Annotated in this window: 22 protein-coding genes; 3 read left to right on the top strand and 19 right to left on the bottom strand. The window is 64.1% G+C overall.

The features are described 5' to 3' along the window. Positions 1–7 precede the first annotated feature (7 nt). Positions 8–1,114: a two-component system hybrid sensor histidine kinase/response regulator PhcR gene (phcR, locus tag M1D44_RS01835; protein ID WP_316853038.1), complete on the top strand. Its 1,107-nt coding sequence runs from the start codon at positions 8–10 to the stop codon at positions 1,112–1,114. Between the two features lie 82 nt (positions 1,115–1,196). Beyond that, the gene (locus M1D44_RS01830) at positions 1,197–2,204 is read left to right on the top strand and encodes a response regulator (protein WP_024979081.1); all 1,008 of its coding nucleotides are present in this window, start codon (positions 1,197–1,199) and stop codon (positions 2,202–2,204) included. 34 nt (positions 2,205–2,238) lie between these two features. Here M1D44_RS01830 and M1D44_RS01825 read toward each other — a convergent pair whose 3' ends face one another. The 8 genes from M1D44_RS01825 to M1D44_RS01790 form a co-directional block, all read right to left on the bottom strand. Beyond that, a complete protein-coding gene (locus M1D44_RS01825; RefSeq protein ID WP_439004487.1) occupies positions 2,239–3,657 on the bottom strand; it encodes a THUMP domain-containing class I SAM-dependent RNA methyltransferase in 1,419 nt (472 codons plus the stop codon). A 129-nt stretch (positions 3,658–3,786) separates the two neighbouring features. Beyond that, entirely contained in the window at positions 3,787–4,209 is a 423-nt protein-coding gene (locus M1D44_RS01820; protein ID WP_024979083.1) for a CopD family protein, read from the bottom strand. A gap of 85 nt (positions 4,210–4,294) precedes the next feature. Beyond that, positions 4,295–5,575: a glutamate-5-semialdehyde dehydrogenase gene (locus tag M1D44_RS01815; protein ID WP_316853036.1), complete on the bottom strand. Its 1,281-nt coding sequence runs from the start codon at positions 5,573–5,575 to the stop codon at positions 4,295–4,297. 72 nt (positions 5,576–5,647) lie between these two features. Continuing rightward, positions 5,648–6,724 carry a DNA polymerase III subunit delta gene (holA, locus tag M1D44_RS01810; RefSeq protein WP_024979085.1) on the bottom strand — a complete coding sequence of 359 codons (1,077 nt, stop codon included), beginning with the start codon at positions 6,722–6,724 and terminating at the stop codon, positions 5,648–5,650. Positions 6,725–6,749: 25 nt separating this feature from the next. Beyond that, positions 6,750–7,274 carry an LPS-assembly lipoprotein LptE gene (locus M1D44_RS01805; RefSeq protein WP_037027129.1) on the bottom strand — a complete coding sequence of 175 codons (525 nt, stop codon included), beginning with the start codon at positions 7,272–7,274 and terminating at the stop codon, positions 6,750–6,752. 30 nt (positions 7,275–7,304) lie between these two features. After that, the gene (leuS, locus tag M1D44_RS01800) at positions 7,305–9,938 is read right to left on the bottom strand and encodes a leucine--tRNA ligase (RefSeq protein ID WP_316853035.1); all 2,634 of its coding nucleotides are present in this window, start codon (positions 9,936–9,938) and stop codon (positions 7,305–7,307) included. Positions 9,939–10,115: 177 nt separating this feature from the next. Then, on the bottom strand, positions 10,116–10,907 hold the full coding sequence (gene dapB, locus M1D44_RS01795) for a 4-hydroxy-tetrahydrodipicolinate reductase (RefSeq protein WP_316853034.1): 792 nt from the start codon (positions 10,905–10,907) through the stop codon (positions 10,116–10,118). A gap of 123 nt (positions 10,908–11,030) precedes the next feature. Beyond that, positions 11,031–11,687 carry an outer membrane protein assembly factor BamE gene (locus M1D44_RS01790; RefSeq protein WP_024979089.1) on the bottom strand — a complete coding sequence of 219 codons (657 nt, stop codon included), beginning with the start codon at positions 11,685–11,687 and terminating at the stop codon, positions 11,031–11,033. Between the two features lie 149 nt (positions 11,688–11,836). Between M1D44_RS01790 and fur the strand changes: the two genes are divergently transcribed. Continuing rightward, entirely contained in the window at positions 11,837–12,268 is a 432-nt protein-coding gene (gene fur / locus M1D44_RS01785; protein WP_004632868.1) for a ferric iron uptake transcriptional regulator, read from the top strand. A gap of 71 nt (positions 12,269–12,339) precedes the next feature. Here the strand turns inward: fur and M1D44_RS01780 are convergent, their stop codons facing one another. The 11 genes from M1D44_RS01780 to M1D44_RS01730 all read right to left on the bottom strand — a co-directional run bounded on the left by M1D44_RS01780 (position 12,340) and on the right by M1D44_RS01730 (position 24,906). Continuing rightward, positions 12,340–13,383, bottom strand: coding sequence for a LysR family transcriptional regulator (locus M1D44_RS01780; protein WP_316684795.1), 1,044 nt, complete (start codon positions 13,381–13,383; stop codon positions 12,340–12,342). A 312-nt stretch (positions 13,384–13,695) separates the two neighbouring features. Further along, positions 13,696–14,694, bottom strand: coding sequence for a type I glyceraldehyde-3-phosphate dehydrogenase (gene gap / locus M1D44_RS01775; protein WP_316853033.1), 999 nt, complete (start codon positions 14,692–14,694; stop codon positions 13,696–13,698). An 86-nt stretch (positions 14,695–14,780) separates the two neighbouring features. Further along, the gene (gene tkt / locus M1D44_RS01770) at positions 14,781–16,796 is read right to left on the bottom strand and encodes a transketolase (protein WP_439004486.1); all 2,016 of its coding nucleotides are present in this window, start codon (positions 16,794–16,796) and stop codon (positions 14,781–14,783) included. Positions 16,797–16,912: 116 nt separating this feature from the next. Then, positions 16,913–18,061 (bottom strand): galactonate dehydratase, encoded by a 1,149-nt coding sequence (dgoD, locus tag M1D44_RS01765; RefSeq protein WP_012762895.1) that lies wholly within the window; start codon positions 18,059–18,061, stop codon positions 16,913–16,915. A 15-nt stretch (positions 18,062–18,076) separates the two neighbouring features. Then, the gene (locus tag M1D44_RS01760; protein WP_316853032.1) at positions 18,077–18,703 is read right to left on the bottom strand and encodes a 2-dehydro-3-deoxy-6-phosphogalactonate aldolase; all 627 of its coding nucleotides are present in this window, start codon (positions 18,701–18,703) and stop codon (positions 18,077–18,079) included. Next, positions 18,700–19,509 carry an SDR family oxidoreductase gene (locus M1D44_RS01755; RefSeq protein WP_316853031.1) on the bottom strand — a complete coding sequence of 270 codons (810 nt, stop codon included), beginning with the start codon at positions 19,507–19,509 and terminating at the stop codon, positions 18,700–18,702. The genes M1D44_RS01760 and M1D44_RS01755 overlap by 4 nt, the downstream gene beginning before the upstream one ends. Next, positions 19,506–20,390, bottom strand: coding sequence for an aldose 1-epimerase (locus M1D44_RS01750; protein ID WP_316853030.1), 885 nt, complete (start codon positions 20,388–20,390; stop codon positions 19,506–19,508). Before M1D44_RS01750 ends, M1D44_RS01755 begins: the two co-directional genes overlap by 4 nt. Then, a complete protein-coding gene (locus tag M1D44_RS01745; protein WP_316853029.1) occupies positions 20,371–21,285 on the bottom strand; it encodes an SMP-30/gluconolactonase/LRE family protein in 915 nt (304 codons plus the stop codon). The genes M1D44_RS01750 and M1D44_RS01745 overlap by 20 nt, the downstream gene beginning before the upstream one ends. A 10-nt stretch (positions 21,286–21,295) precedes the next feature. Continuing rightward, positions 21,296–22,243, bottom strand: coding sequence for an L-arabinose ABC transporter permease AraH (araH, locus tag M1D44_RS01740; protein WP_419177616.1), 948 nt, complete (start codon positions 22,241–22,243; stop codon positions 21,296–21,298). Positions 22,244–22,320: 77 nt separating this feature from the next. Then, the gene (araG, locus tag M1D44_RS01735; RefSeq protein ID WP_439004485.1) at positions 22,321–23,868 is read right to left on the bottom strand and encodes an L-arabinose ABC transporter ATP-binding protein AraG; all 1,548 of its coding nucleotides are present in this window, start codon (positions 23,866–23,868) and stop codon (positions 22,321–22,323) included. A gap of 33 nt (positions 23,869–23,901) precedes the next feature. Then, positions 23,902–24,906 carry an arabinose ABC transporter substrate-binding protein gene (locus tag M1D44_RS01730; protein ID WP_024979097.1) on the bottom strand — a complete coding sequence of 335 codons (1,005 nt, stop codon included), beginning with the start codon at positions 24,904–24,906 and terminating at the stop codon, positions 23,902–23,904. Between the last annotated feature and the right edge of the window lie 17 nt (positions 24,907–24,923).

The following is a 24,923-nucleotide window of genomic DNA, read 5'->3' as shown; positions in this document are numbered from 1 at the left end:
AAGCATCATGGACACCACGCCGGACACCGTCACCATCCTCTACGTCGACGACGAAGCGCAGGCCTGCAAATGGTTCGCGCGCATGATCGGCACCGGCTACGAGGTGCTGACGGCCAACAGCGTCGAAGAGGCCAAGACCGTGCTGCACGATTCGCACGAGCGCATCAGCGTGGTCCTGACGGACTTCCGCATGCCGGGCGGCGACGGCACCGAACTGCTGCGCTTCATCGATGCGGAATACGGCGACATCGCCACCATCCTCGTCACCGCATATGCCGACAAGGACCTGCTGATCCAGGCTGTGAACACCGGGCGCGTGTTCAAGATCCTTGAGAAACCCTATCAGCCCGATGACGTGCGGCGCTCGCTGCAAGAGGCGCTGGCACTGCGCCAGGACCGCCTCTTGCGTACCCAGCGCCTCATGGCAATCGACGAAACGCTGGCTTTTCTTGCGCACGAGCTGAACACGCCGTTGGCCGCCATCTCGAACTTTGCACGCGGCATCCGCATGCGCGTTGACCAGAGCGAGCCCACACCCGTGGCCCTTCCCGAAATCGGCCGCGCCGCCGATCGCGTGCAGGACAACGCGCGCTATTGCCTCTCGGTGATCGCCACGTTCCTGAACTCCGTGCGCAACACGTACGGCAAGCCCGGCACAGCGGCCACGCCCAACAGCGCGGGCGGGCTGATCCGCTCGTTGTTCGACACGTACCCGTTTACGAACGCGCAGCGCGAATGGGTGTCGTACCGCGTGGAAGACGATTTTCCGATCCAGACGCTGCCCAACTGCGTGATGCTGGTGCTCTCGTCGCTCACGAGCAACGCGTTGCAGGCATTGCGGCACACCAATGCGCCGAAGCTTGAAATCGTTGCCAGCCGTGTGCCGGACGCCGGCACCGCCCAGCACATGATTCGCATCGAGGACAACGGCCCCGGTATTGCGCCCGACGTTCTCGCGCGGCTGACCATCGACCCCGTGACGACGCGCGCCGAAGAAGGCGGCAACGGCATGGGCATGATTTTTTGTACGCGGATCATGCAATCGTTCGGGGGAGCGATTGCGATTGATTCTGCACCCAGCGCAGGCACGCGCGTGACTCTGACGTTCCCATGACAACACCACAAGACTTACGAACCAGGCCGCACGTGATTCGCGCGTTTGCCGTATCGACTGCAATTGCTATGAGGAGTGACGGATGATCAATCCCGGGGGCAACGAGCCCAAGATCCTGTACGTGGACGACGAGACATTGGCGCTGACTTACTTCGGCCGTGCCATCGGTTCACTGGCGCCGGTCGTCACCGCCACCTCGGTCGAAGAAGGCAAGCGCATGCTCGACCAGCACGCCGCCACGCTGGGCGTGCTCGTGTCGGACCAGCGCATGCCCGGTGAACTCGGCAACGAATTGCTGCGCTACGCACGCGAGCGCTATCCGCACCTAGTGCGCATCCTGACCACCGCCTACTCCGAAATCGAAGACACGGTTGAGGCAGTCAACCAGGGGCAGATTCACCGCTACATCAAGAAGCCGTGGGACATCACCGCGCTGCGTGTGGAACTGAAGCAGGCATTGGAATTCTCCGATCTGCGTCGCGAGCGTGACGCGCTGCTGCGCGAGAAGATGACCGTGCGCCAGAGCCAGACGCTTACACATCGCATCGGCGCGTTGCAGACGCTGTACCTCGCGGTGTCAGGGCTGTCGTCGTTCAGTGCAGTCAACGATTACCTCCGTGCAGCCGCCGTCGTGGGTCTGCAATCGCTGGCACAGCCCGATTGGGCGATGAAGGACTATACCGAGCTGGTTGGCGAAGAAAGCCTGCGTACCGGTGAGTTCAGCCACGCAGTGCGGCAGGCATATGTGGACCTGTCATCGCGCTTTGACAGCAAGCCCGCGGCGCAGGCGTTGGAAGTGCTGGCCGAGGTACTGCACGGCAAGGTCTCGCCGTCAGGTAGCGATGCTGCGGCGGTGGTGGATCTCACCACGCTAACGGAATTCCTGGAGGCGGCGTCCACGCACAAGGTGTCGGAATCGCATGCCAAGTGGCTGGCGTTCCTGCTGTGGCTCGATGGCAAGGGTTGGTCGCTCACGGCCGAGCGCGATGGCGCGACAGTCAAGCTGCGCCTGCTCGACAACCAGACGCAGCTCACGCCGGATCAACTCGCGGCGTGGATGGAGCATTTCCAGGATCTGCAGGCCGCCTGAAACGCCGCCCGCAGTTGTCACACAACGCCGATGCTTATGCGTCGGCGTTGTCGTTTGAGGCATCGCCCTTTGAGGGCCACTCGGACCGCTCGGGTCGATCGCGCATACCGCCCTTCACCATGTCGAAGCGGAACAGACGGCATTCGATGTTGCCGTTGTAGAGCGGTGTGCGTTGCGATTCCTTCAGTCGCATCCGACGCGGCATCGACAGATCGCCGGTGAAGACGAACGCCTTCCAGCCGGCGAAGTCGCGCTTGAGCGTGCCGGCAAAGGTCTGCGCGAACTCGTTGGCGGCGGCCTCTTCCTCGGGGTCGACGGGGGGCGGCGGCTCCGGTTGACGCAGCTCGCGCATCGGACGGCGACCATCGTCGCGCGGGGCGCCCATGGCTCGGCTGGCGCGCTCGAACACGGTGCCGTCCTCCTCACTCTCGCCTTCCGGCCGGCGGCGGCGCGAACCGTGAGCACCACGCACGACAATACGTTCACCGTAAGGCGGGTTCATCAGCAGCACACCGGCGGCCTCGAACGGCGGCTTGCCGAAACGCGCATCAACTTGCTTGAGCACCGGCTCGCCGGGCAGGCCGGCACGCTGCCAGTTGGCTGCGGCATAGGCGAGCATGTCGGTGGAAATGTCGGCGCCAGCAACCAACGGCGGCGCACGGCGCATGGAGGCGGCGGCAGCATCGGCGGCGGCTTCGCGCAGGCGCTTGAAGCATTTGGCGTCGTGGTCCTGCAACCACTCGCAGGCGAAGGCGCGCTGGCCGCCCGGCGCAATGCCAAGCGCGCGTTGCGCGGCTTCAACGAGGAATGTGCCGCTGCCGCACATCGGATCGTAGAACGGCATGCCATGAGCACCCGTCCAGCCCGTCAGGCGCAGAATGCCGGCGGCGAGATTTTCCTTCAGCGGCGCCTCGCCCTTTTCCTGGCGCCAGCCGCGCTTGAAGAGCGGCTCGCCGGTGGTGTCGAGATAGATCGTGCAGTCGGTCTCGGTCAGGTACGCGTAGATGCGCACGTCGGGGGAGACGGTATCGACGCTGGGCCGCGCGCCCATGCGTTGGCGGAAGCGGTCACACACCCCGTCCTTCACGCGCAGGCCGACAAACTTCAAGCTCTGCAACGGCGATTTGTGCGCAGTCACGTCCACGCGGATCATCTCGTCGGGCGTGAAGTAATCTTCCCAGCGCTGCGCGGCGGCCAGCGCGTAGATGTCGTCTTCCGAGCGATACCCGCGCGAGCCGAGGCGCATCAGCACGCGGCTGGCGATGCGGCTGTTCAGGTTCACGGCATACGCCGCACCCTGCGTGCCGAAGAAGTGCACGCCACCCGGCACGGTGCGGCCCACCTCAAACGCGGCCAGCTCATCCACCTCCGGGCGGATGGCGATTTCGGCCAGTTCATCGGCCAGCGCCTGTTCTAGCCCACGGGGGCATGGCGCGAAGTAAGCAGTTGCCATCGGAACACAAAATAGTTAGAGATCGCTGCAAAATGAAGCGAAGCGGTTCTGACGGGTCAATGCCGACGCAGACAGTACAAGTCGTACGGCAAGGAGGGGTTGGGCCGTCAGAATCATTTTGCAGTGATCTCAGAACGGCTTGACGACCACCAGGATCGTAATCGCCAGCAACAACAGCACCGGCAGTTCATTGAACCAGCGGTAGAACTTGTGGGAGCGCTTATTGGTGCCCGCCTCGAACTTGCGCAGCAGCACGCCACAACCGTGGTGATATCCGATCGTCACGAGCACCAGCGCGAGCTTCGCGTGCATCCAGCCATTGGGCGGATACAGCCCGATGCGATATCCCAGGAACAGCCACAGCCCCAGCAGGATCGCGACAATCGCCAGCATCGTCGTGAAGCGGAACAGCTTGCGCGCCATGATCAGCAGGCGCGTGATGGCCGCACGCTCGGTTTCCATCGCAAGGTTCACGAAGATGCGCGGCAGATAGAACAGCCCGGCAAACCACGACGCGATGAAGACGATGTGAAAGGCTTTGACCCAGAGCATGCGAACAGTCCCGTGAATGGTGAAGCGCGAACGGTAAACACATCGCTCGCCGCTCTTGGCGGCGCTCAACGTGCAACAAGCGATATCAGGTGCGGATCTCGCCGTGCCCGAACACGACGTACTTCAGCGAGGTCAGCCCCTCCAGCCCGACTGGCCCGCGCGCGTGGAGCTTGTCGTTTGAGATGCCAATCTCGGCGCCCAGGCCGTACTCGAAGCCATCGGCAAATCGCGTAGACGCGTTGATCATCACGCTCGCCGAATCGACCTCGCGCAGGAAGCGCATGCCGGTCGAATAGTTTTCGGTGATGATCGAATCGGTGTGTGCAGACCCGTAGTTGTTGATGTGCTCGATGGCGGCGTCCAGGCCGTCAACGGTGCGGATCGACAGGATCGGCGCGAGGTATTCGGTGTGCCAGTCGGCCTCAACAGCATCCTTCAGATTGCCGAAGCCGGCAGCTTCCAGCGTGGCGCGCGTGGCCGGGCATACGCGCAGTTCGACGCCCTTGTCCTGGTAAATCTTCGCCAGAGGCGGCAACGCGCGCGCAGCCACATCGCGCGACACGAGCAGCGTCTCCATCGTGTTGCACGGCGCATAGCGCTGCGTCTTGGCGTTGTCGCATACGCGCACGGCCTTTTCGATGTCGGCGTCGGCGTCGATGTAGACGTGGCAAATGCCATCCAGGTGCTTGATCATCGGCACCCGGGCTTCTTCGATCAGGCGCGCGATCAGGCTCTTGCCACCGCGCGGCACGATCACATCGACATACTCCGTCATGGTGATGAGCTTGCCGACCGCCGCGCGGTCTGTGGTGGCCACCACCTGCACGGCGTTGGCAGGCAAGCCAGCATCGGCCAAACCTTCCTCGATGAGCGCGGCCAGCGCGCCGTTCGATTCGATCGCCTCGGAGCCGCCGCGCAGAATGGTCGCGTTGCCCGACTTGATGCAAAGCGCCGCGGCATCCACCGTCACGTTCGGACGCGACTCATAGATGATGCCGATCACGCCCAACGGCACACGCATCTGGCCGACCTGGATGCCGGTCGGGCGGAACTTCATGTTGCTGATCTCGCCGATGGGGTCCGGCAGCGCGGCGATCTGCTCCAGGCCAGCGGCCATGGTATCGATGGCGCGGTCGGTGAGCGTGAGGCGGTCGATGAAGGCAGCATCCTGGCCGTTAGCGCGGGCGCGCTCGACGTCGCGGGCGTTGATCTCTTTGAGCTTGGCAGCATCGCGACGGACGGCGGCTGCAATATGCAACAGCGCGCGGTTCTTCTGCGCGGTGCCGGCACGTGCCATGCCGCGCGAGGCGGTGCGCGCCTGACGGCCGACCAGGGCCATGTATTCGTTCACGTCGAGCTGCTTCATGATGATCGCGACCGGCGAGCTGCCGGCAATTCAGAGTGAGGACAATTCGGAGGCTTGCGCCAATGGCGCGGATCAGGCCGGCACCGGGAGGCTGCCGGGCCGCGCGATGCGCATCGCCAGTTGCAGCAGGCCATCCCATGGTTCAGCCGGTAGCGATGGTTCGCGCAATCCCTTGACCTGCCGATCCAGCTTGGCAGCCATGGAGAGTGCTCCCTCCAGCTCGTGCAGCGACAACCGCTGCGCCGCCTGCGGCACCAGCCGCTCGCGCGGGCCCCACACCCGAAGTTCCCGCAGCATCGAGGCCACCGGCTTGCCTTGGGCCGCACCCGAGGCGATTTTTGATAATACGCGAATTTCTTCGGTCAACGTCCAGAGGACCAGGACCGTGGCTTCGCCCTCGCCGCGCAGGCCTTCGAGCATGCGGACCAGACGCGGCACATCTCCCGCCAGCATGGCTTCGGACAGCTTGAACACGTCGTAGCGCGCCACGTTGAGCACCGCATCGTGCACATCGTCGAACGTCAGTACGCCCGCCGGATGCAGCAGACCGAGCTTCTGGATTTCCTGATGCGCAGCCAGCAAGTTGCCCTCCACACGGTCGGCAATGAACTGCAGGGCGCGTCGGCCAGCCTCACCAGGCTCCGCACGCTGCTGCTGGCGTGCCAGGCGCTCGCCAATCCAGCCAGGCAGCTTGGTGCGGTCCACCGAATCGATCTTGATCGACACGCCCGCGCCTTCCAGCGCCGCGAACCACGCCGACTTGGCGGTCGCAAAATCCAGCCTCGGCAGCGTAATCAGCGTGAGGGTATCGGTGGCGGGGCCGGACGGCGTGCCCGCAGCCAATGCGCGCAATGCCTCACCGCCATCCTTGCCGGGCTTGCCGGACGGAATGCGCAACTCGACGATCTTGCGATCCCCGAACAGCGACATCGATTGCTGCGCCTCGGTCACGCGCGACCACGAGAAACCGCGCTCGACGCTCATCACCTCGCGCTCGCTAAAGCCCTGCGCACGGGCGGCCTGGCGCAGCGCATCAACAGCTTCCAGTGCGAGCAGGTGCTCGTCGCCGTGCACCACATACAGCGGCGCGAGCCCCTTGGTGGTGGCCTGCTTCAGATGACCTTCGAGCGCATCGAGCCGCAATTGCATGCCAAACCTTGCCCTGATCCGCCGCTTACGACGGCAGCTTCACGGCACCCAGACGCCGCACGAGCTGATTGATCGTATCGCCCTGCATGTCGCGGTAGAGCGCCGCTTCTTCGTAGTCCTTGGCGAGCACCTGCGTCTCGTTGTACGAGAGATCGCGGAACTGCGTGATTTCCGACGGCGGGATCAGCAGGTTGTCGTGCGCATCGCGCAGCTGGAAGCGGAAGCGATACGTAATGCGGTATTCGCGCACCACACCTTGCGGCGTGAGCGACGAGATGGTCTTCACGCGATCTTCGGCCAGCACGTCGAGCAGCGCATCGGCGTCTTTCTTGTCCGACACGATGACGGTGTCAGAGCCGTTGTCGATTAGCCGGCGCAACTGCGCGCGCATCTGCGAGTTCTGCGGCAGATTGATGTACAGCCGCTTGAACGCAAAGTCGGTATTGCCCCGCATGTGAAAACCGCAGGCGGACAGCGCCGGAAGCGCGATCGCCAGGGCAAGGACAGAGCGACCAAAGCGGCGGCGGGACAAACCTCGGGACAACGACATAACCATGCGTTCCTTGAGTGGGATGGCCGATCAGGCCACCACGTTCACCAGACGGCCCGGCACCACGATGATCTTCTTGGGCGGCTTGCCTTCAGCAAATTTCTGGACCGCTTCATCCTTGGCGGCAATCGCTTCGATGGCGGCGCGGTCGGCATCGGCCGGCACGACGATGCTGCCGCGCACCTTGCCGTTGACCTGCAGCACAAGTTCGATCTCGCTCTGCACCAGGGCGCCTTCGTCGACCTGCGGCCACGGGGCGTCGAGCAAGTCACCATACGCGCCGGCGTAGCCCAATTCCGTCCACAGCACGTGCGCGATGTGCGGCACCACCGGATACAGCACGCGCAGCAGCAGCCCCAAGCCTTCGCGGCGCGTATCGGCACCCGCGTCCTTGGCGCCTTCCAGCGCGTTGAGCATCTTCATCGTCGCCGAGACAACGGTGTTGTACTGGAGGCGCTCGTAGTCGTAGTTGGCCTGCTTGAGCACGGTGTACAGCTCGCGGCGCAGCGCACGATCGGCATCCGTTGCACCCGCCACGACGCCATTGCCGTGACCGGCGCGAATGGCGTCACCATGCGCCACGCCAAAATTCCACAGACGGCGCAGGAAGCGCGAGGCACCTTCCACACCGGCGTCGTTCCACTCGAGCTGTTGCTCGGGCGGCGCGGCGAACATCGTGAACAGGCGCGCCGTGTCGGCACCGTATTGGTCGATCAGCGCTTGCGGGTCGATGCCGTTGTTCTTCGACTTCGACATCTTTTCCACGCCGCCAATCACCACCGGCTGGCCATCCGCTTTGAGCGTGGCACCCACCGGGCGGCCGCGTTCGTCGGTCTGCACGTCAACATCGGCCGGATTGATCCACTGTTTCTTGCCCGATGCATCTTCGCGGTAGTACGTCTCGTTGAGCACCATGCCCTGCGTGAGCAGGTTGGTGAACGGCTCGTCGAACTTGACCAGGCCCAGGTCACGCATGACCTTGGTCCAGAAGCGCGCGTACAGCAGGTGCAGGATCGCGTGCTCGATGCCGCCGATGTACTGGTCCATCGGCATCCAGTAGTCGTTGCGGGCGTCGACCATGGTGTCGCCGTCCGGGCACGTATAGCGCATGTAGTACCAGCACGAATCGATGAACGTATCCATCGTGTCGGTCTCGCGGCGCGCGGGCTTGCCGCACGACGGGCACGTGCACTCCAGGAAGCGGGGGTCCTTGGCGAGCGGGTTGCCCGTGCCATCCGGAACGAGGTCTTCGGGCAGGCGCACCGGCAGATCCTGCTCGGGCACCGGCACGACGCCGCAGCTCTCGCAATGGATCAGCGGGATCGGCGTGCCCCAGTAGCGCTGGCGCGAGATGCCCCAGTCGCGCAGGCGCCAGGTCGTCTTCTTCTCGCCAAGGCCCTTGGCGGCCAGGTCAGCGGATACGGCGTCGACGGCCTGCTGATAGTTCAGGCCATCGTACTTGCCGCTGTGGAACAGCACGCCGTGTTCCTTGTCGCCGTACCACTCGGCCCAGGTGGTCGTGTCGTACGGCTGACCCTTTACGTCGATGACCTGCTTGATGGACAGGCCGTACTTGTTGGCGAAGGCAAAATCGCGCTCGTCGTGCGCGGGCACGCCCATCACGGCGCCATCGCCGTAGGTCATCAGCACGTAGTTGCCGACCCACACCGGCACGGATTCGCCCGTGAGCGGGTGTGTGACGGTCAGGCCCGTCGGCATGCCCTTCTTTTCCATGGTTGCCATGTCGGCTTCCATGACGCTGCCGTGCTTGCACTCTTCGATGAACGCGGCGAGTGCCGGGTTGGTCTGCGCGGCGTGCGTAGCGATCGGGTGCTCGGCGGCCACGGCGCAGAAAGTCACGCCCATGATGGTGTCGGCACGCGTGGTGAAGACATACAGCTTGCCGTCGTTGATCAGCTTGCCGTCGTCACCGGAAATGTTGTGCGGGAATGCAAAACGCACACCCTCGCTCTTGCCGATCCAGTTCTGCTGCATCAGCTTGACGCGCTCGGGCCAGCCCAGCGGATCGAGGTCGGAGAGCAGTTCCTGAGCGTACTTGGTGATGCCCAGGTAGTACATCGGGATCTCGCGCTTTTCCACGATCGCGCCCGAGCGCCAGCCGCGCCCGTCGATCACCTGCTCGTTGGCGAGCACGGTCTGATCAACCGGGTCCCAGTTCACGGTACCGGTCTTGCGGTAGGCGATGCCCTTTTCGAGCATCTTCAGGAACAGCCACTGGTTCCAGCGGTAATAGTCCGGGCTGCAGGTCGCCACTTCGCGCGACCAGTCGATCGCCAGACCCATCGACTGCATCTGCTTCTTCATGTAAGCGATGTTGTCGTAGGTCCATGCAGCCGGTGCCACGCCGTTGTTGAGCGCCGCGTTTTCCGCTGGCATGCCGAAGGCGTCCCAGCCCATCGGCATCAGTACGTTGTACCCCTTCATGCGCAGCTGACGCGTCATCACGTCATTGATCGTGTAGTTGCGCACGTGGCCCATGTGCAGCTTGCCCGACGGATACGGCAGCATCGAGCACGCGTAGAACTTGGGCTTGTCCGAGCCGTCAGCAGCGCGCGCGTGTTCGGTCACCCGGTAGGCATCCAGGGCCTGCCAGTGTTGCTGCGCTTGCTGTTCGACTTCGGACGGGGAGTATTTGTCTTGCATGGTGATGGGTCGTCCGGGTGCCCCGGGCGATTGCAGCCGCACAACCAACGCGCGCAGCCGGATTGAATAACGGAAAAGGCCCGATTATACCGTCGCCACCCATCCCATCCGGGCGATCGCGAGCGGAGAAAAAAGGCGCCGGACAGGCCTGCCGGCGCCCTTTCCTGCCCACCTGATTTACAGGCCGAGCACGTCGTTCATGTCGTACAAGCCTTTCTTGCCGGCCACGTACACCGCAGCGCGCACGGCGCCTTCGGCATACGACTGGCGCGTGTTGGAGCGATGCGTGATCTCGATGCGCTCGCCGTCACCGGCAAACAGCACGGTGTGGTCGCCTACGATGTCGCCGCCGCGCACGGTGGCAAAACCAATGGTGCCAAGCTCCCGCGGGCCGGTCTCACCTTCTCGGGCATACACCGCACGATCAGCCAGCTTGGTGCCCTGCGCCTCGGCCACGATCTCGCCCATCTTGAGCGCGGTGCCCGACGGCGCGTCGATCTTGTGCTTGTGGTGCGCCTCCATGATCTCGACGTCATAGCCCTGCGCCAGGATCTTCGCGGCGACTTCGATCAACTTGAAGGTCGCGTTCACGCCCACGCTCATGTTTGGCGCCCAGACCACGCCGATCGACTCGCCGTAGGTCTTGAAGCTGGCCTTCTGCTCGGCCGTGAAACCGGTCGTACCGATCACCACGGCAGTGCCCAGCTCACGCGCCACATTCAGATGATTGAGCGTCGCGTCAGGACGTGTGAAATCGATCAGCACGTCGGCCTGCGAGAGCCCCGCGCGCACGTCGTCGGTCACAATCACGCCAGTGGTCTTGCCAAGCTTGACGCCGGCGTCCTGTCCCACGGCGTCGCTGCCGGCGCGGTCCAGCGCGGCGCCCAGCGTCACGCCCGGCGTGCGCAGTACGGTGTCGATCAGCATCTGGCCCATGCGGCCCGAGGCGCCTGCAATCGCAATTTTCATGTTGGTGGAAGCGAAAAGCTGCAAAAGAGAAAGCGGTCTGTAAAACGCACAAGCGGCGGAACCCGTCCGCCGCTCGCTCGAAGATGGTGTGCCGGTGCTCCGGCTACACGCGCCCCTGGGCGTTCAGGGCGACGTGGTGGCCGGCGGCGGAACGCTGGTGTCGGTACCGCCACCACCAGTGCGGCGCTCCGGCAGCGTCACGTCAACACTGTTTTTGGAGCCGGTGGTCGACTGCACGCGGTCAGCTGCTTCAGCCGACGGAATCGACGGCGCGCGCGCTGCCGGTGCGGCACCCGCAGCAGCAGCGGCTTGCGCGGCGTCCTTCTTCGGGCGCTTGATGCCATCGATCTCGGAGATCAGTTCCGATTCGGACGGCAGCTCATCAGCGCCTACCCACTTGGCAAGGCGATCCCCATCAAACCACACGGTCAGCTTGCGTTCCTGCACAACGGCCGTGTTGCCACGCTTGAACGAGAAGATGTAGTCCCAGCGGTTGGCATGGAACATATCCGTCAACAGCGGCGTGCCGAGTACGAAGCGCACTTGGTCGCGCGTCATGCCTTCCTTGAGCTGGGCTGCTTGTTCGCGCGAGACGAAATTGCCTTGGACGATATCGATGCGATACGGCGTGATGGCATTGGCGATCTTGCGCGTGGTGCTGTCATAGGTGCCGCATCCGGCCAGCAACGCCGACGCAGCGAGCATGGCACCCACCAACAGGCCGCCGCGACGGGCGACGTGGGTAAAACGGACAGGACTGCGCGCAAAGGAAAAGGTCATGAGCGATCGGCCTTCAAACGGTTCCGGACATGCCGGTACGGGAGGAATCGGCGACGGCGGTGCAAATCGTGCACGCCCGTCAATAGGACTTTTGCCGCCAAAACCCTTATGATTGGAATCCGAACATTGTACTCTAGGGAGCCTGGCGCATGCCGAGTCCTGCAGACCTCAAGAACATCGGTCTGAAAGCCACGGTGCCGCGGTTGAAGATCCTCGAGATCTTTCAGACCAGCGAAGAGCGCCACATGAGCGCCGAAGACGTGTACCGCATCCTGCTCGCCGAGCACATGGACATTGGCCTGGCCACGGTCTATCGCGTGCTGACGCAGTTCGAACAGGCGGGGCTGCTGTCACGCAACAACTTCGAATCCGGCAAGGCGATCTACGAACTCAACGAAGGCAAACACCACGATCACCTGGTGTGCCTCGATTGCGGCCGCGTGGAAGAATTTTTCGATGCCGAGATCGAGCAGCGCCAGCAGAGCATCGCCCGTGCGCGCGGCTTCGCGCTGCAGGAGCACGCGCTGTCGCTCTATGGCAATTGCACGAAGGAAGCCTGCCCGCATCGGCCAAAGCGCTGAAGCGTCATCGCAAAAGAAAACGGCCGCATCGTCTGCGGCCGTTTTTCATTGGAGCGGCGAGTTGGCGGATGTCAGGCAGACAACCGCGTCTCGCCCTCCTTTTCTGCGTCGCCCTGGCCGCCCTTCTCGGCCTTGCCATGCTCATTGGCCTGCACGGGTGGATGGGCCGGCACGCCCGACGCCTGCCCGGTGTATTCGGCCACGACCTGCTTGAAGAGCTGACGCGCCCACACCAGCATCGGATGCGTGTTGCGGCTACGGTGCCACAGCATGTTCAGCCCCAGCACGGTTTCAAGCTCTGCAGGCAGCGGGAACGCGTTGAGGTCGTACATCTTGCAGACCATGTCCTTCATCAGCGAGTTGACCGTGAAGATCATGTCGGTCTGGGCAGCCACTTCGCCCTGCGTGCGCCAGCTATGCACGGTCATGGTCGAGCTGCGCTTGAGGCCGCGCTGCTGCAGGGCGTAGTCCAGCGGAATGAGCGACGGCGCAACGCGGCTGCCGGGGCTGCCCTGCGCAATAAAGATATGCTCGCAGTCGAGGTATTGCTCGAGCGTGCAGCGATCACCGAGGATCGGGTGGTCCTTGCGTGCACAGACCCACATGTTGAAGGAGGTCACGACCTCTTCCATGATCTCGGGGTGGCGCGTGGGAAACGGCGAGAACGCCAGATCCAGCTCGTTGGCGCGCATGGCGGCCACATCGGCCTCCCACGAGGACGACTCGGTCAGGCGTACCTGCAATGACGGTGCCAGCCGCTTGATGCGCAACAGGAAGCGATCGAACAGCGCATCGCCCAACGTGCCGGCAAAGCTGACGTTGAACGTACCGGTGGCTTCGGCCGGGTCAAACGTGGCGATATCGCCTTCGTTGATGGCAGCCCACAGGTCAAGCATCTCACGCACCTTGGGGCCGAGTTCGAGCGCCTTGGGCGTGGGTGTCAGACCGTGCGGAACACGGATGAAGAGGGGATCGTCGAAAATTTCGCGTAGACGGCCCAGCGAATGCGAGACAGCCGGTGCGGTCATGTGCATCTTTTCAGCCACGTAGGTGGCGTTGCGCTTGCTGAGCAGCTCAACAAAAATCACCAGCAGCTTGGTATCGACGTTGACCATGGGACGCCTTGGCTCGAACACGTTGGGAAACTGGAAAGGCAACCATTGCCGAGGCAACGGGTCGGATGCGGCGTAAAAGCCCGCCACATCACAATGTAGTATTTGTTCAGTGTACGGACTGCAACCCGATTTTCAAAGCGAATTCCTGTTGCGCGAATTCGAAACTTGCCCATCCGCAAACGTTTCTTTTCAGTTCTTAACAAACTGGTATCGAGCGTGCGCCGAGTGGCGCGTGGCTGTGACGGCTGCTGCGCTTCGCCCGCCTATGAAAAACGCGCCCGAAGGCGCGTTTTTCTGTGCCTTTAAGCAGGATTACTTGCCCACCACACGCGCCATTTCCAGGCACTTGTTCGAGTAGCCCCACTCGTTGTCGTACCAGCTCACGACCTTGATGAACGTGCCGTCCAGTGCGATGCCGGCTTCGGCATCGAAGATCGAGGTGCGTGCATCGCCGCGGAAATCCGTAGCGACGACCTTGTCTTCGGTGTAGCCCAGCACGCCCTTCAGCGCGCCCTCGCTCTGTGCCTTCATTTCGGCGCAGATTTCAGCGTACGTGGCAGCGCTTTCCAGCTCGACGGTCAAATCGACGACCGACACGTCCGAGGTCGGCACGCGGAACGACATGCCGGTCAGCTTCTTGTTCAGTTGCGGGATCACCACGCCCACGGCCTTGGCGGCGCCAGTGGACGACGGGATGATGTTTTCCAGGATGCCGCGGCCGCCGCGCCAGTCCTTGTTGGACGGGCCGTCAACAGTCTTCTGCGTGGCGGTGGCAGCGTGCACGGTGGTCATCAGGCCGCGCCTGATACCCCACTTGTCGTTCAGCACCTTGGCAACCGGTGCCAGGCAGTTGGTCGTGCACGAAGCGTTGGAGATGATCGCCTCGCCCTTGTACGTTTCGTGGTTCACGCCGTACACGAACATCGGGGTGTCATCCTTCGACGGAGCCGACATGATCACCTTCTTGGCGCCCGCGTCGATGTGCTTTTGCGCGCCTTCCTTGGTCAGGAAGATGCCGGTCGATTCGATCACCACGTCGGCGCCGACTTCGCCCCACTTCAGCTCGGACGGATCCTTCACGGCGGTCAGGCGGATCTTCTTGCCGTTGACGACGAGCGTGTTGCCGTCGACCGACACTTCACCGTCGAAGCGGCCGTGCACCGAGTCGTACTTGAGCATGTACGCCAGGTAGTCGGGCTCGAGCAGGTCGTTGATGGCAACGACTTCGATGTCCTTGAAGTTGGCGGCGGCGGCGCGGAACACCATGCGTCCGATGCGGCCGAAGCCGTTGATGCCGATCTTGATGGTCATGGTCAGTCTCCTGATAGCAGAAAAGAAATCGACGGTGCGATAAAAACCAGCGCGGCACCTCGTGGGTGCCGCGTGCGCAAATTCAGTTAAGCAATGACGCTCTTGGCGGTGTTCACCACGTTTTCGACGGTGAAGCCGAAGTGCTTGAACAGCACGCCTGCCGGGGCCGACTCACCGAACGTGTCGATACCGACCACGGCTTGTACCTGGTACTTCCACCAGAAATCGGTCACGCCCGCTTCCACCGCAATGCGCGGCACACCGGCCGGCAGCACGCTCGCCTTGTAGGCAGAATCCTGCTTGTCGAACACGGTCGTGGCGGGCACCGATACCACGCGCGCATGAATACCCTCGGCAGCAAGCTGATCTGCTGCACCCACCGCCAGGCCAACTTCCGAGCCGGTGGCGATGATCACCACGTCCGGCTTACCGTTAGCGGCATCGCGGAGCACGTAGCCGCCGCGCGCGATGGCTTCGCGCGTGGCCGGGTTGCGCGCCTGGAACGGCAGGTTCTGGCGGCTGAAGATCAGGCAGCTCGGGCCGTTCTGGCGCTCGATGGCAGCAGCCCAGGCGACGGCGGTTTCGGTGGTGTCGGCGGTGCGCCAGACGTCCATGTTCGGGATCAGGCGCAGGCTGGCAACGTGCTCGATGGACTGGTGCGTCGGACCGTCTTCGCCCAGGCCGATCGAGTCGTGCGTAAAGACGAAGATCGAGCGGATCTTCATCAGCGCGGCCATGCGCAGCGCGTTGCGGCTGTAGTCGGAGAACGTCAGGAACGTGCCGCCATACGGAATGTAGCCGCCGTGCAGCGCGATGCCGTTCATGATGGCGCTCATGCCGAACTCGCGCACGCCGTAGTTGATGTGGTTGCCCCAGGCATCCACACGCACGGCTTTGCTGCCGCTCCAGTTGGTCAGGTTCGAGCCGGTCAGGTCGGCCGAGCCGCCCAGCAGCTCACCCAGCACCGGGCCATAGGCTTCGAGCGTGTTCTGGCTGGCCTTGCGCGTGGCAATGGTCTCGGCCTTCTGCTCGCACTTCTCGATGAACTCGGCGACGGCCTTGTCGAAGGCTTCCGGCAGTTCTCCACGCATGCGGCGCTCGAACTGCGCGGCTTCGGCCGGGTGGCGCTCGGAATAGGCATCGAACAGCGCGTTCCAGGCCTTTTCCAGTGCCTGGCCCTGGCCCTTGGCATCCCACGCGTCGTACACGGCTTGCGGCACTTCAAACGGGGCGTGCGGCCAGGCCAGCGCTTCGCGCGCGGCAGCGATTTCAGCGCCGCCCAGCGGCGCGCCGTGCACATCGTGACCGCCTTCCTTGTTGGGCGCACCTTTGCCGATGAGCGTGCGGCAGCAGATCAGGGTCGGCTTGTCCGACTTCTTGGCTTCGGCAATGGCGGCGTCCACGGCGGCAACGTTATGGCCATCCACGGCGCGGATCACGTTCCAGCCGTAGGCTTCGAAGCGCTTCGGGGTGTCGTCGTTGAACCAGTGGACAACGTCGCCGTCGATCGAGATGCCGTTGTCGTCCCACAGCGCGATGAGCTTGTTCAGCTTGAGCGTGCCGGCCAGCGAGCAAGCCTCGTGGCTGATGCCTTCCATCAAGCAGCCATCGCCCAGGAAGACATAGGTGTGGTGGTTGACGATGTCGAAGCCCGGGCGGTTGAATTCCTGGCCCAAAAGGCGCTCGGCCAGGGCCATGCCGACGGCGTTGGTGATGCCTTGGCCCAGCGGGCCAGTGGTGGTTTCCACGCCCTGGGTGATGCCGTATTCCGGGTGGCCAGCGGTCTTGCTGTGGAGCTGACGGAAGTTCTTCAGTTCCGACATCGGCAGGTCATAGCCGGTCAGGTGCAGCAGCGCGTAGATCAGCATCGAGCCGTGGCCGTTGGACAGCACGAAGCGGTCGCGATCAGGCCAGCGCGGGTTCAGCGGGTTGTGGCGCAGGTGGCGGCTCCACAGTGCCACGGCGATATCCGCCATGCCCATCGGCGCGCCGGGGTGGCCCGAATTGGCTTGCTGGACGGCGTCCATGGCAAGCACGCGAATGGCGCTGGCCATCAACTGGGTAGGCTGGGTGGTATTCGAGTGGAGGGCGGGGGCGGTCATGCGAACCTGCGGCAGGAGATAGGCGGGAAAATCGCGATTTTACCAGACGGGGATGACCCGGCTGGGGTGATCGCGGTCAGTAAAACGTGCTACGACTTCCCCCTCCCCCGCCCGGCTTACCACTCCGCGACGGAACCGTCGGCATGGCGCCACACTGGGTTGCGCCAGTCGGGGGCTTCCTTGCTGCGTTCGATGACCAGCGCCTCATCAATGTCGACGCCCAGGCCGGGCAGGCGCGGCGGGCGGATATAGCCGCCTTCCAGGGCGAAATCGGCCTTGTTCCGCACGTAATCAAGCAGTTCGGCGCCCTTGTTGTAATGGATGCCCATGCTCTGTTCCTGCAACGTGGCGTTCCAGCTCACGAAATCGACGTGCAGGCAGGCCGCCAGAGCGATGGGGCCCAGCGGGCAATGCGGCGCCAACGCCACATCGTAAGCTTCGGCCATTGCGGCGATCTTCACGCATTCGGTAATGCCGCCGGCGTGAGACAGGTCCGGCTGCAAAATCGATACCCCACCCGCTTCCAGCACGCGCTTGAAGTCGAAACGCGAGAACATGCGCTCGCCGGCGGCGATGGGCAGATGCGTGTGGGCGGCCAGGCGGGCGTAGGTTTCGGCCTGCTCGGCCAGCACCGGTTCTTCGATAAAGAGCGGGCGATACGGCTCCAGCTCCTTGATCAGCACCTTGGCCATCGGCGCAGAAACGCGGCCATGGAAATCGAGCCCGAATTCGACGGTATTGCCAAAGGCCGAGCGAATTTCTGCAACCTTCGCCACCGCGGCATCCACGGCGCGGGACGTGTCGATGATGCCCATCTCTTCGCAGCCGTTGAGCTTGAAGTGATCAAAGCCGCCGGCCTGCAGCGCCTTCATGCCGGCAATCACGTCGGCCGGACGGTCGCCGCCGACCCAGCTGTACGTGCGCATCTTGTCGCGCACGAGGCCGCCGAGCAGTTCGTACACCGGCACGCCCAGCACCTTTCCCTTGATGTCCCACAGCGCCTGGTCAATGCCGGCAATGGCGCTCATCAGAATCGGGCCGCCGCGGTAGAAGCCGGCGCGGTACATGGTCTGCCAGAGGTCGTTGATGCGGCTCGGGTCTTGGCCGATGAGGTAGTCGGACAGCTCATGCACCGCCGCTTCCACCGTGCGCGCACGGCCTTCGATGACGGGCTCGCCCCAGCCGGTGACGCCCTCATCGGTCTCGACTTTCAGGAACATCCAGCGCGGCGGCAGGCGGTAGGTGGTCAGACGGGTGATTTTCATGGATCGATGATGCGTTCAGGTGCGGACAGATTGGGCGGTGCGGTAAGCGGTGACGAAGGCGCGTGCGCGTTCGGCGGTGCACTCGACGGGCTGGCCTGGGCGATACAGGTCGCTGCCGAGGCCAGCGCCGATGCAGCCGGCGGCAAGGTAATCGGCGAGGTTCTCCGGCGTGATGCTGCCAACGGCAAATACCGGCACCTCGGGCGGCAGCACGGCCTTGAGCGCGCGCACATAGCCGGGGCCGAGCGCGCCGGCCGGGAAAATCTTCAGTGCCTGCGCGCCCGCATCGAGCGCGGCAAAGGCTTCGGTGGCGGTCATGCAGCCAATGCAGGTGACGAGGCCGGCGTGGGCGGCGGCGCGGATCACCGGCGCATGCGTGTTGGGCGTGACGACCAACTTGCCGCCCGCCGCGACCATCAGGTCAACGTCTTCGGGGCGCAGCACGGTGCCTGCACCGATCAGGGCGCGGTCACCGAAGGCGCGAGCGGCCAGTTGCACGCTCTGCGCCCAGTCGGGCGAGTTCAGCGGAATTTCGATGGCATCGAAACCGGCATCGACGAGCGCCTGCGTGTGCGCCAGCACCTCGTCGGGCCGGATGCCGCGCAGGATGGCGATCAGCGGAAGGTGGGTTGTCCAGGTCATTCGTGATAGAGCTGCGAGCGCCCGCCATCGATCAGGATGTCGGTCGCGTTGATGAAACGCGCCTCGTCGGAAGCGAGGAACAGCGCGGTGTAGGCCACCTCTTCGGGCTCGCCGATGCGCTTGCACGGCAGCAGCTCAGCCTGGCGGCGGCGTTCGGCTTGCGGATCGGGGGCGGCGGCAAAGCCGGCCTCGGCAATCGGCGTAAGGATCAGCCCCGGCGAGATCGAATTCACGCGGATACCCCGCGCCGCATATTCAATGCCCAGCGCCCGCGTGAGCCCGATCAGCCCATGCTTGGCCACCGGATACGGAAACGCGCCCGGAATGATCTTGTGCCCATGCACCGAGGCAATGTTGACGATGCTGCCCGCGCCGCGCACCAGCATGTGCGGCAGCACGGCGCGCGCGCAGTGCCACGCGCCTTCCAGATCGACGGAAAGACAACGCGCCCAATCGTCCTCGCTCAACTTGAGGGGATCGGCAAACACGTTGATGCCGGCGTTGTTGACCAGCACGTCAATCCCGCCAAAGCGCTCGACGCCTGCGGCGACCATCGCGTCGATCTGCGCACGGTCGCGCACGTCGGCTTGTACGAGGAGGATGTTGTCGTCGCTGCCGACGCTGTTGCCAATTTCGGCGGCGAAGGCCTCGGCGCGCTCGTCACGCACCAGCGCGTTGACGATCACACGTGCGCCGTGCTGCGCGAACAGCTTGGCAATCGCGCCGCCAATGCCTTGCGTGGCGCCCGTCACCAGGGCGACCTTGCCTGCGAGACGCGGCGGAAAAGACATCGGAGAAGCAGTCATGCGGCGGGTTGATTCACGGTGAATTGATAGCTGCGTTGCAGGCTCTGGCCGGTGCCGAGAATGGTCAGGCCGTGGTCTTGCGGCAAGCCCGGCAGGTTGTGCGCGTTGATCGCGTGGTCGATCGGCTCGAAGCAGAAGAAGTCGTACGCAACCGGCGTGTACAGCACATAGCGTGACGTGTCGGCGGCAATCTGCACGGACATGCGGCGGCTGGGCCAGACGATCTCGGCGCGGCCATCCCAGCCTTCGAAGCTGTGATTGATGGCGGCGCTGGCCTCCAGCTTCCGGAGCTTTCGAAAATCTGCGTCCGAAGATGGCGCCTGCAAGACCGTCGGCAGATAGTCCGGCGCGGATTGCCACATGGCCGTTGCACCAGCGCGCAACCGAACGTCGGCCGTGCGCGGAAAGAACGGATGCACGCCAAGCCCGAATGGCAGCGTCGCACCTTCGTTGCGCACCGTGAGTGCGATGTCTAGCGTGTTGCCTGCCAGCGTGTAGCGCTGCACCGCCAGATAGCGGAATGGGCGGCCGTGGTCGACCATCACGGCGAGTTCAACGGACGTATCTGTTTGCGACACTGCATGCCACGGCATCAGCCAGCCGTGGCCATGCAGCGGATACGGTTCGTCGTCACGCGTGCGCGGCACTTCGATGGTCTGCCCCTGGAACGCGAAGCACCCGCCGCCGATGCGGTTGGACCACGGCACCAGCGGATAGCAGGCCAGCGTTCTCGGATCGCGCAGTGCAGCGTCTGCATCGCCCGGCCGGAAGAGGGGTGCAACATCACCGTCTCGCAGCAGATCGAAACGCAGCAATCCGGCTCCCGCCTCGGGCAGCACCTCGGCGCGTAGCACGCCGTTGTCAAGCCGCAACGTAGGCATGGCCGAAACGGCTCTCCGGCAATCCGCGTACGTCGGGCACGGCAAGCTGCAGCGTCGCGCCGGCGTTCACGTCTTCTGCCAGGCGGTGCGACGACAAGCCGTCGCGCGCCGTCGTCAGATACAGCGTGTCGAGCGCCTCGCCACCAAATGCGGGGCACGTGGGCTGCGATGCCGGTACGGACATGCGCGCCAGCACGCGCCCATCCGGTGCGTAGCGCGTCAGGCGGTTGCCGCCCCACTCTGCGTTCCAGAGGCAGCCGTCTGCGTCGACGGTGGAGCCATCGGGCGAGCCTTTGTGGGCACCCTCGGCATCCTGGTCGCGCAGATCGGCGAAGACGCGAATATTGGCGACTTCGCCGGTCTGCCCGTCGTAATCGCACGCGTGGATACGGCGGCTGTGCGTATCGCACCAATACATGGTCTCGCCGTCGGGGCTGAAGGCAATGCTGTTGGCGATGGCAATGTGCGGTAGCGCCAGACGCTGCAGCGCACCCATCGGCGTGAAGCGATAAAAACTGCCGGTGGGTTCGGGGCCGCCTTCGTGCATGGTGCCGAAGACGTAATTGCCGGAGCGATCGGCGCGGCCGTCGTTGACGCGCGTGGTCGGGTTGTCGGGCTCAACCTCGGCCAGCAGCGTAAGCGTGCCGGTGCGCGTGTCGAAACGGGCGATGTTCTTGGCAAGGCCCAGGATGAGCACGCCGGGTTCGTCCGTCAGCACGAAAGAGCCCACGCGTTGCGGCAGCGGCCATTGGCGCTCCTGCCCCGTCGCCGGATCGTGCTGCCACAGCAGCGATTCCTGGATGTCCGTCCACCAGAGCAGGCGCTGGGCGTCGTCCCAGACAATGCCTTCGCCCAGCGTGCACCGCAGATCGGAGAGCGTGGTTGCGGTTGTCATCTGCGCAGCCTCACTCACGGCCGCCGCGGTTCTTCAACTGGTCGACCAGCACCGCTGCCAGCAGAATCGCGCCGCGCACGAGGTACTGGTAGAACGCGTCGATATTCAGCAGGTTCATCGCGTTCTGCACGGTGCCCATGATGAGCACGCCGACCAGCACCCCGCTGATGGTGGCGCGGCCGCCAAGCAGCGACACGCCGCCCAGCACACACGCCGAGATCACGTTCAGCTCAAAGCCTTGCGCAGCATTCGGCTGGCCGCTGGTGATGCGCGCCGCCAGAATCACGCCCGCCAGCGCAGCAACCACGCCCTGGATGAGGAAGATGACGATGCGCGTCATGTTGACGTTCACGCCCGCCAGCCGTGCCGCTTCCGGATTGCCGCCAATCGCCAGCGTATTGCGGCCGTAGATCGTCTTGTTGAGCAGCACGCCAAACACCACGAAGCACAGCCCCGCCACCCACACCGGCGTCGGCACGCCAAAGACGATGGTGTTGCCCAGGTCGAAGAAGTCCATGTCGGACACGCCCACCGCCTGCCCGTGCGAGGCAATGAAGGCGAGGCCGCGTACGATTTCCATCGTGGCCAGCGTGGTGATCAGCGCGTTGATCTTCAGCTTGGCGATCACGAAACCGTTGACGCCACCGATGATCGCGCCCGCCACCAGGCTGCCGCCGATGCCGAGTGCGATGCTGCCGGTGGCGTTGATGATCATCGCGCACAGCACGCCGGCAAACGCCACCGTGGAGCCGATCGACAGGTCGAAATCACGCGACGCCAGACAGAACATCATCGTGCAGGCGACCATGCCGATCTGCGAGACGGAGAGCGCCAAGCCCACCATGTTCTGCCACGAGAAGAAGTACTCGACCGAGAACGACAGCGCGGCAAACAGAATGGCGAAGATCAGCGGCAGGCTGAAATCGTCCAGCAGGCGAAGTAGGCGCGTCTTGTTCATGGCAGAGCGTGCCGATGCGGCGAGCGCATCGGAATGTTGCAGGGGTTGAGACTGGGACATCTTGGACTCCGGGGTTCTCAGGCAGCCAGCGGCGGCATGGGTGCAGACGGCAGCGGCGCAGATTCAGGGCCTGACTCGGGACGTAGGGCGAGCTTGAGCACGGCCTGCTCATTGGCCTGCTCGCGCGGCAGTTCGCCGGCGATGCGGCCTTCGCTCATCACGAGCACGCGGTCGGCCACACCGAGGATTTCCGGCAACTCGCTGGAAATCATCAGCACGGCCACGCCACGTTCGGCCAGCTCGTACAGCACCTGGTAGATCTCGTTCTTGGCACCGACGTCGATGCCGCGCGTGGGCTCATCGATGATCAGCACACGCATGTCGTCTTCGGCCAGCCAGCGCGCCAGAATGGCCTTCTGCTGGTTGCCGCCCGACAGCAGGCGAATCGGCTGCTCGCGGTTGGGCGTCTTGATGCGCAGGCGCGTGATGTAGTGGTCAGCCGTCTTCGCTTCCTGCTTGTCATTGACGAACAGGCCGAAGCGACGCTGGTTGCGCCGGCAGCTGATGTTGATGTTTTCCGACACCGAGCGGCAGCCGATGATGCCCTCTTCCTTGCGGTCCTCCGGGCACAGGACGATGCCTTGGCGGATGGCATCGGCCACATCGCGGATGCGGATCGGCGCGCCGTCCAGCGTGATGCTCCCAGCCGTCTTGCGATCGGCCCCGTAGATCAATCGCGCCAGTTCCGACCGCCCCGCACCCACCAGCCCGAACAGGCCGACGATCTCGCCGCGGCGCACGGACAGGCTTGCCGGCTCGGCCAACTTCGGGCCCACCAGGCCATCCACCTGCAAGCGCACGTCGCCCAGCGGGCGCGCGCGGTAATCGAAGATATCGTCGATCTGGCGGCCGACCATCTGCGCGACCAGCTCGTCGCGCGTGACGTTGGCCATCGACGGGAAATCCGCCACCTTGCGGCCGTCGCGGAAGATCGTGCAGCCGTCGCACAGCTCGAAAATCTCATCCAGCCGGTGCGAGATGTAGATCAGCGCACGGCCTTGGGCGCGCAGGTCTTTCACGAGGCGGAACAGGATGTCGGTCTCGCGGATCGACAGCGAACTTGTCGGCTCGTCCAGCGCAATCACGCGCGCATCGCGCAGGATCGCCTTGCAGATCTCGACCATCTGGCGCTGCCCGATCGACAGGTGTTTCAGCTTGGCGCGCGGGTCCAGATCGACACCGATGCGCCCGAGCTGTTCGCGCGTCCAGGCCATCGCCTCGCGCTGGCGGATGAACCCGCCGCTGGCCGGCAGGTGGCCGAGCAGCAGGTTGTCCATCACCGTCAGTTCGGGCACCGTCTGCAGTTCCTGGTGGATGACGGCAATGCCTGCATCCAGCGCCGCCCGCGTGGTCGGGAACGCCGTCGGCTGGCCCTCGACGACGATCAGCCCTCCGTCGGGCTGATAGTCGCCGCCCAGGATCTTCAACAGCGTCGACTTGCCCGCGCCGTTCTCGCCCAGCAAGCCGTGCACGCGGCCGCATTCGATGCCAAACGACACATCGGACAGCGCCCGCACACCCGGAAACACCTTGCTGATGCCACGAAACTCAAGAAACGCCGACATGGCAAGTCTCCTTCAACAACGTTGTCCGCAAGATCACAAACCCATTTCCTGGCGGACTTGCTTCTCGTTGTCGCGTGTCATCAGGCGGCCGCTGGTCAGGGTAAGCGGGTCCGGTGCCTTGTTGTTCTTGATCCACTCGTACATGTTGATCGAGGTTTCGTAGCCGTGGCGCTTCGGGCTGATCAGCACGGTGCCGAAGAAACCGGTCTTCTCGGGCTTGGAGAACTCGTTGAGCGCCGACTGGCTGCCGCCGATGCCCACACCGATGATGTCTGCTGGCTTCACGCCGTGGCCTTCCGCTGCACGGACTGCGCCCAGCACGGCTTCGTCATTCAGGCCGAAGGCAATCCAGTGCTTGAACTTCGGGTTCTTGGTCAGGGTGATGTTGGCGGCGTTGAACGCGGCTTCGGTATCCGTCTTGGCCTGCGGGCTGGTCAGCACGTTCGCGGCCGGGAAGCCCGCTTTGGTGAGCGCTGCGACTGCGCCGTCGGTGCGCTCCTTGGCGGTCGGCAGTTGGTCATACGCAATACGGATGGCACCGACTTCCGACAGATTCCAGCCGCGCTTTTTCATCTCCTGCGCAATCGCATCGCCCACCTGTTCGCCGATCTTCGTGGCCGAGATGCCCATGTGCGGCACGGATTCGATCGGCTTGCCAGCACCGTCGACCAGGCGGTCATCCACCGTCATCAGCTTGAGGTTGTTCTGCTTGGCCTTGGCCACGACTGCCGGTCCGAGCTTCACGTCGGGCACGCAGATCACGAAACCCTGCGCATGCTGCGCGCCCAGGTTGTCGATGGCCGTCAGCACTTCGCCGCCGCTGGGCACGCCGATCTTCACCAGCTTGAAGCCCTTTTCCTTGGCGGCCTGGTCTGCGAACTTCCATTCGTCCTGGAACCACGGCTCTTCGGGCTGCTTGACCAGGAAGCCGATCTTCACGTCATCGGCTGCATGGGCAAACACCGAGAGGCCGCCGGCCATGGCGAACAGCGTGGCGGCAGCAATGGCCTTGAATGTCCCGCGTCGTTGTTGTTGCATGTTGTCTCCTTGCGATG

Source organism: Ralstonia sp. SA306 (genome assembly GCF_054792405.1).
Note: the sequence above shows the minus strand (reverse complement) of the source record. Positions and strands in the feature narration are given on the sequence as shown.

What these genes read in the sequence shown, in the direction of transcription:
- dapB (WP_316853034.1), bottom strand. Translation starts at nt 10,907, where the DNA reads ATGAAAATTGCGATTGCAGGCGCCTCGGGCCGCATGGGCCAGATGCTG.
- M1D44_RS01830 (WP_024979081.1), top strand. Translation starts at nt 1,197, where the DNA reads ATGATCAATCCCGGGGGCAACGAGCCCAAGATCCTGTACGTGGACGAC.
- M1D44_RS01815 (WP_316853036.1), bottom strand. Translation starts at nt 5,575, where the DNA reads ATGAAGCAGCTCGACGTGAACGAATACATGGCCCTGGTCGGCCGTCAG.
- holA (WP_024979085.1), bottom strand. Translation starts at nt 6,724, where the DNA reads ATGCAATTGCGGCTCGATGCGCTCGAAGGTCATCTGAAGCAGGCCACC.
- M1D44_RS01730 (WP_024979097.1), bottom strand. Translation starts at nt 24,906, where the DNA reads ATGCAACAACAACGACGCGGGACATTCAAGGCCATTGCTGCCGCCACG.
- M1D44_RS01790 (WP_024979089.1), bottom strand. Translation starts at nt 11,687, where the DNA reads ATGACCTTTTCCTTTGCGCGCAGTCCTGTCCGTTTTACCCACGTCGCC.
- tkt (WP_439004486.1), bottom strand. Translation starts at nt 16,796, where the DNA reads ATGACCGCCCCCGCCCTCCACTCGAATACCACCCAGCCTACCCAGTTG.
- M1D44_RS01805 (WP_037027129.1), bottom strand. Translation starts at nt 7,274, where the DNA reads ATGTCGTTGTCCCGAGGTTTGTCCCGCCGCCGCTTTGGTCGCTCTGTC.
- M1D44_RS01750 (WP_316853030.1), bottom strand. Translation starts at nt 20,390, where the DNA reads ATGCCTACGTTGCGGCTTGACAACGGCGTGCTACGCGCCGAGGTGCTG.
- phcR (WP_316853038.1), top strand. Translation starts at nt 8, where the DNA reads ATGGACACCACGCCGGACACCGTCACCATCCTCTACGTCGACGACGAA.
- araH (WP_419177616.1), bottom strand. Translation starts at nt 22,243, where the DNA reads ATGAACAAGACGCGCCTACTTCGCCTGCTGGACGATTTCAGCCTGCCG.
- M1D44_RS01825 (WP_439004487.1), bottom strand. Translation starts at nt 3,657, where the DNA reads ATGGCAACTGCTTACTTCGCGCCATGCCCCCGTGGGCTAGAACAGGCG.
- gap (WP_316853033.1), bottom strand. Translation starts at nt 14,694, where the DNA reads ATGACCATCAAGATCGGCATCAACGGCTTCGGCCGCATCGGACGCATG.
- M1D44_RS01780 (WP_316684795.1), bottom strand. Translation starts at nt 13,383, where the DNA reads ATGGTCAACGTCGATACCAAGCTGCTGGTGATTTTTGTTGAGCTGCTC.
- leuS (WP_316853035.1), bottom strand. Translation starts at nt 9,938, where the DNA reads ATGCAAGACAAATACTCCCCGTCCGAAGTCGAACAGCAAGCGCAGCAA.
- M1D44_RS01745 (WP_316853029.1), bottom strand. Translation starts at nt 21,285, where the DNA reads ATGACAACCGCAACCACGCTCTCCGATCTGCGGTGCACGCTGGGCGAA.
- M1D44_RS01760 (WP_316853032.1), bottom strand. Translation starts at nt 18,703, where the DNA reads ATGACCTGGACAACCCACCTTCCGCTGATCGCCATCCTGCGCGGCATC.
- M1D44_RS01755 (WP_316853031.1), bottom strand. Translation starts at nt 19,509, where the DNA reads ATGACTGCTTCTCCGATGTCTTTTCCGCCGCGTCTCGCAGGCAAGGTC.
- M1D44_RS01820 (WP_024979083.1), bottom strand. Translation starts at nt 4,209, where the DNA reads ATGCTCTGGGTCAAAGCCTTTCACATCGTCTTCATCGCGTCGTGGTTT.
- dgoD (WP_012762895.1), bottom strand. Translation starts at nt 18,061, where the DNA reads ATGAAAATCACCCGTCTGACCACCTACCGCCTGCCGCCGCGCTGGATG.
- fur (WP_004632868.1), top strand. Translation starts at nt 11,837, where the DNA reads ATGCCGAGTCCTGCAGACCTCAAGAACATCGGTCTGAAAGCCACGGTG.
- araG (WP_439004485.1), bottom strand. Translation starts at nt 23,868, where the DNA reads ATGTCGGCGTTTCTTGAGTTTCGTGGCATCAGCAAGGTGTTTCCGGGT.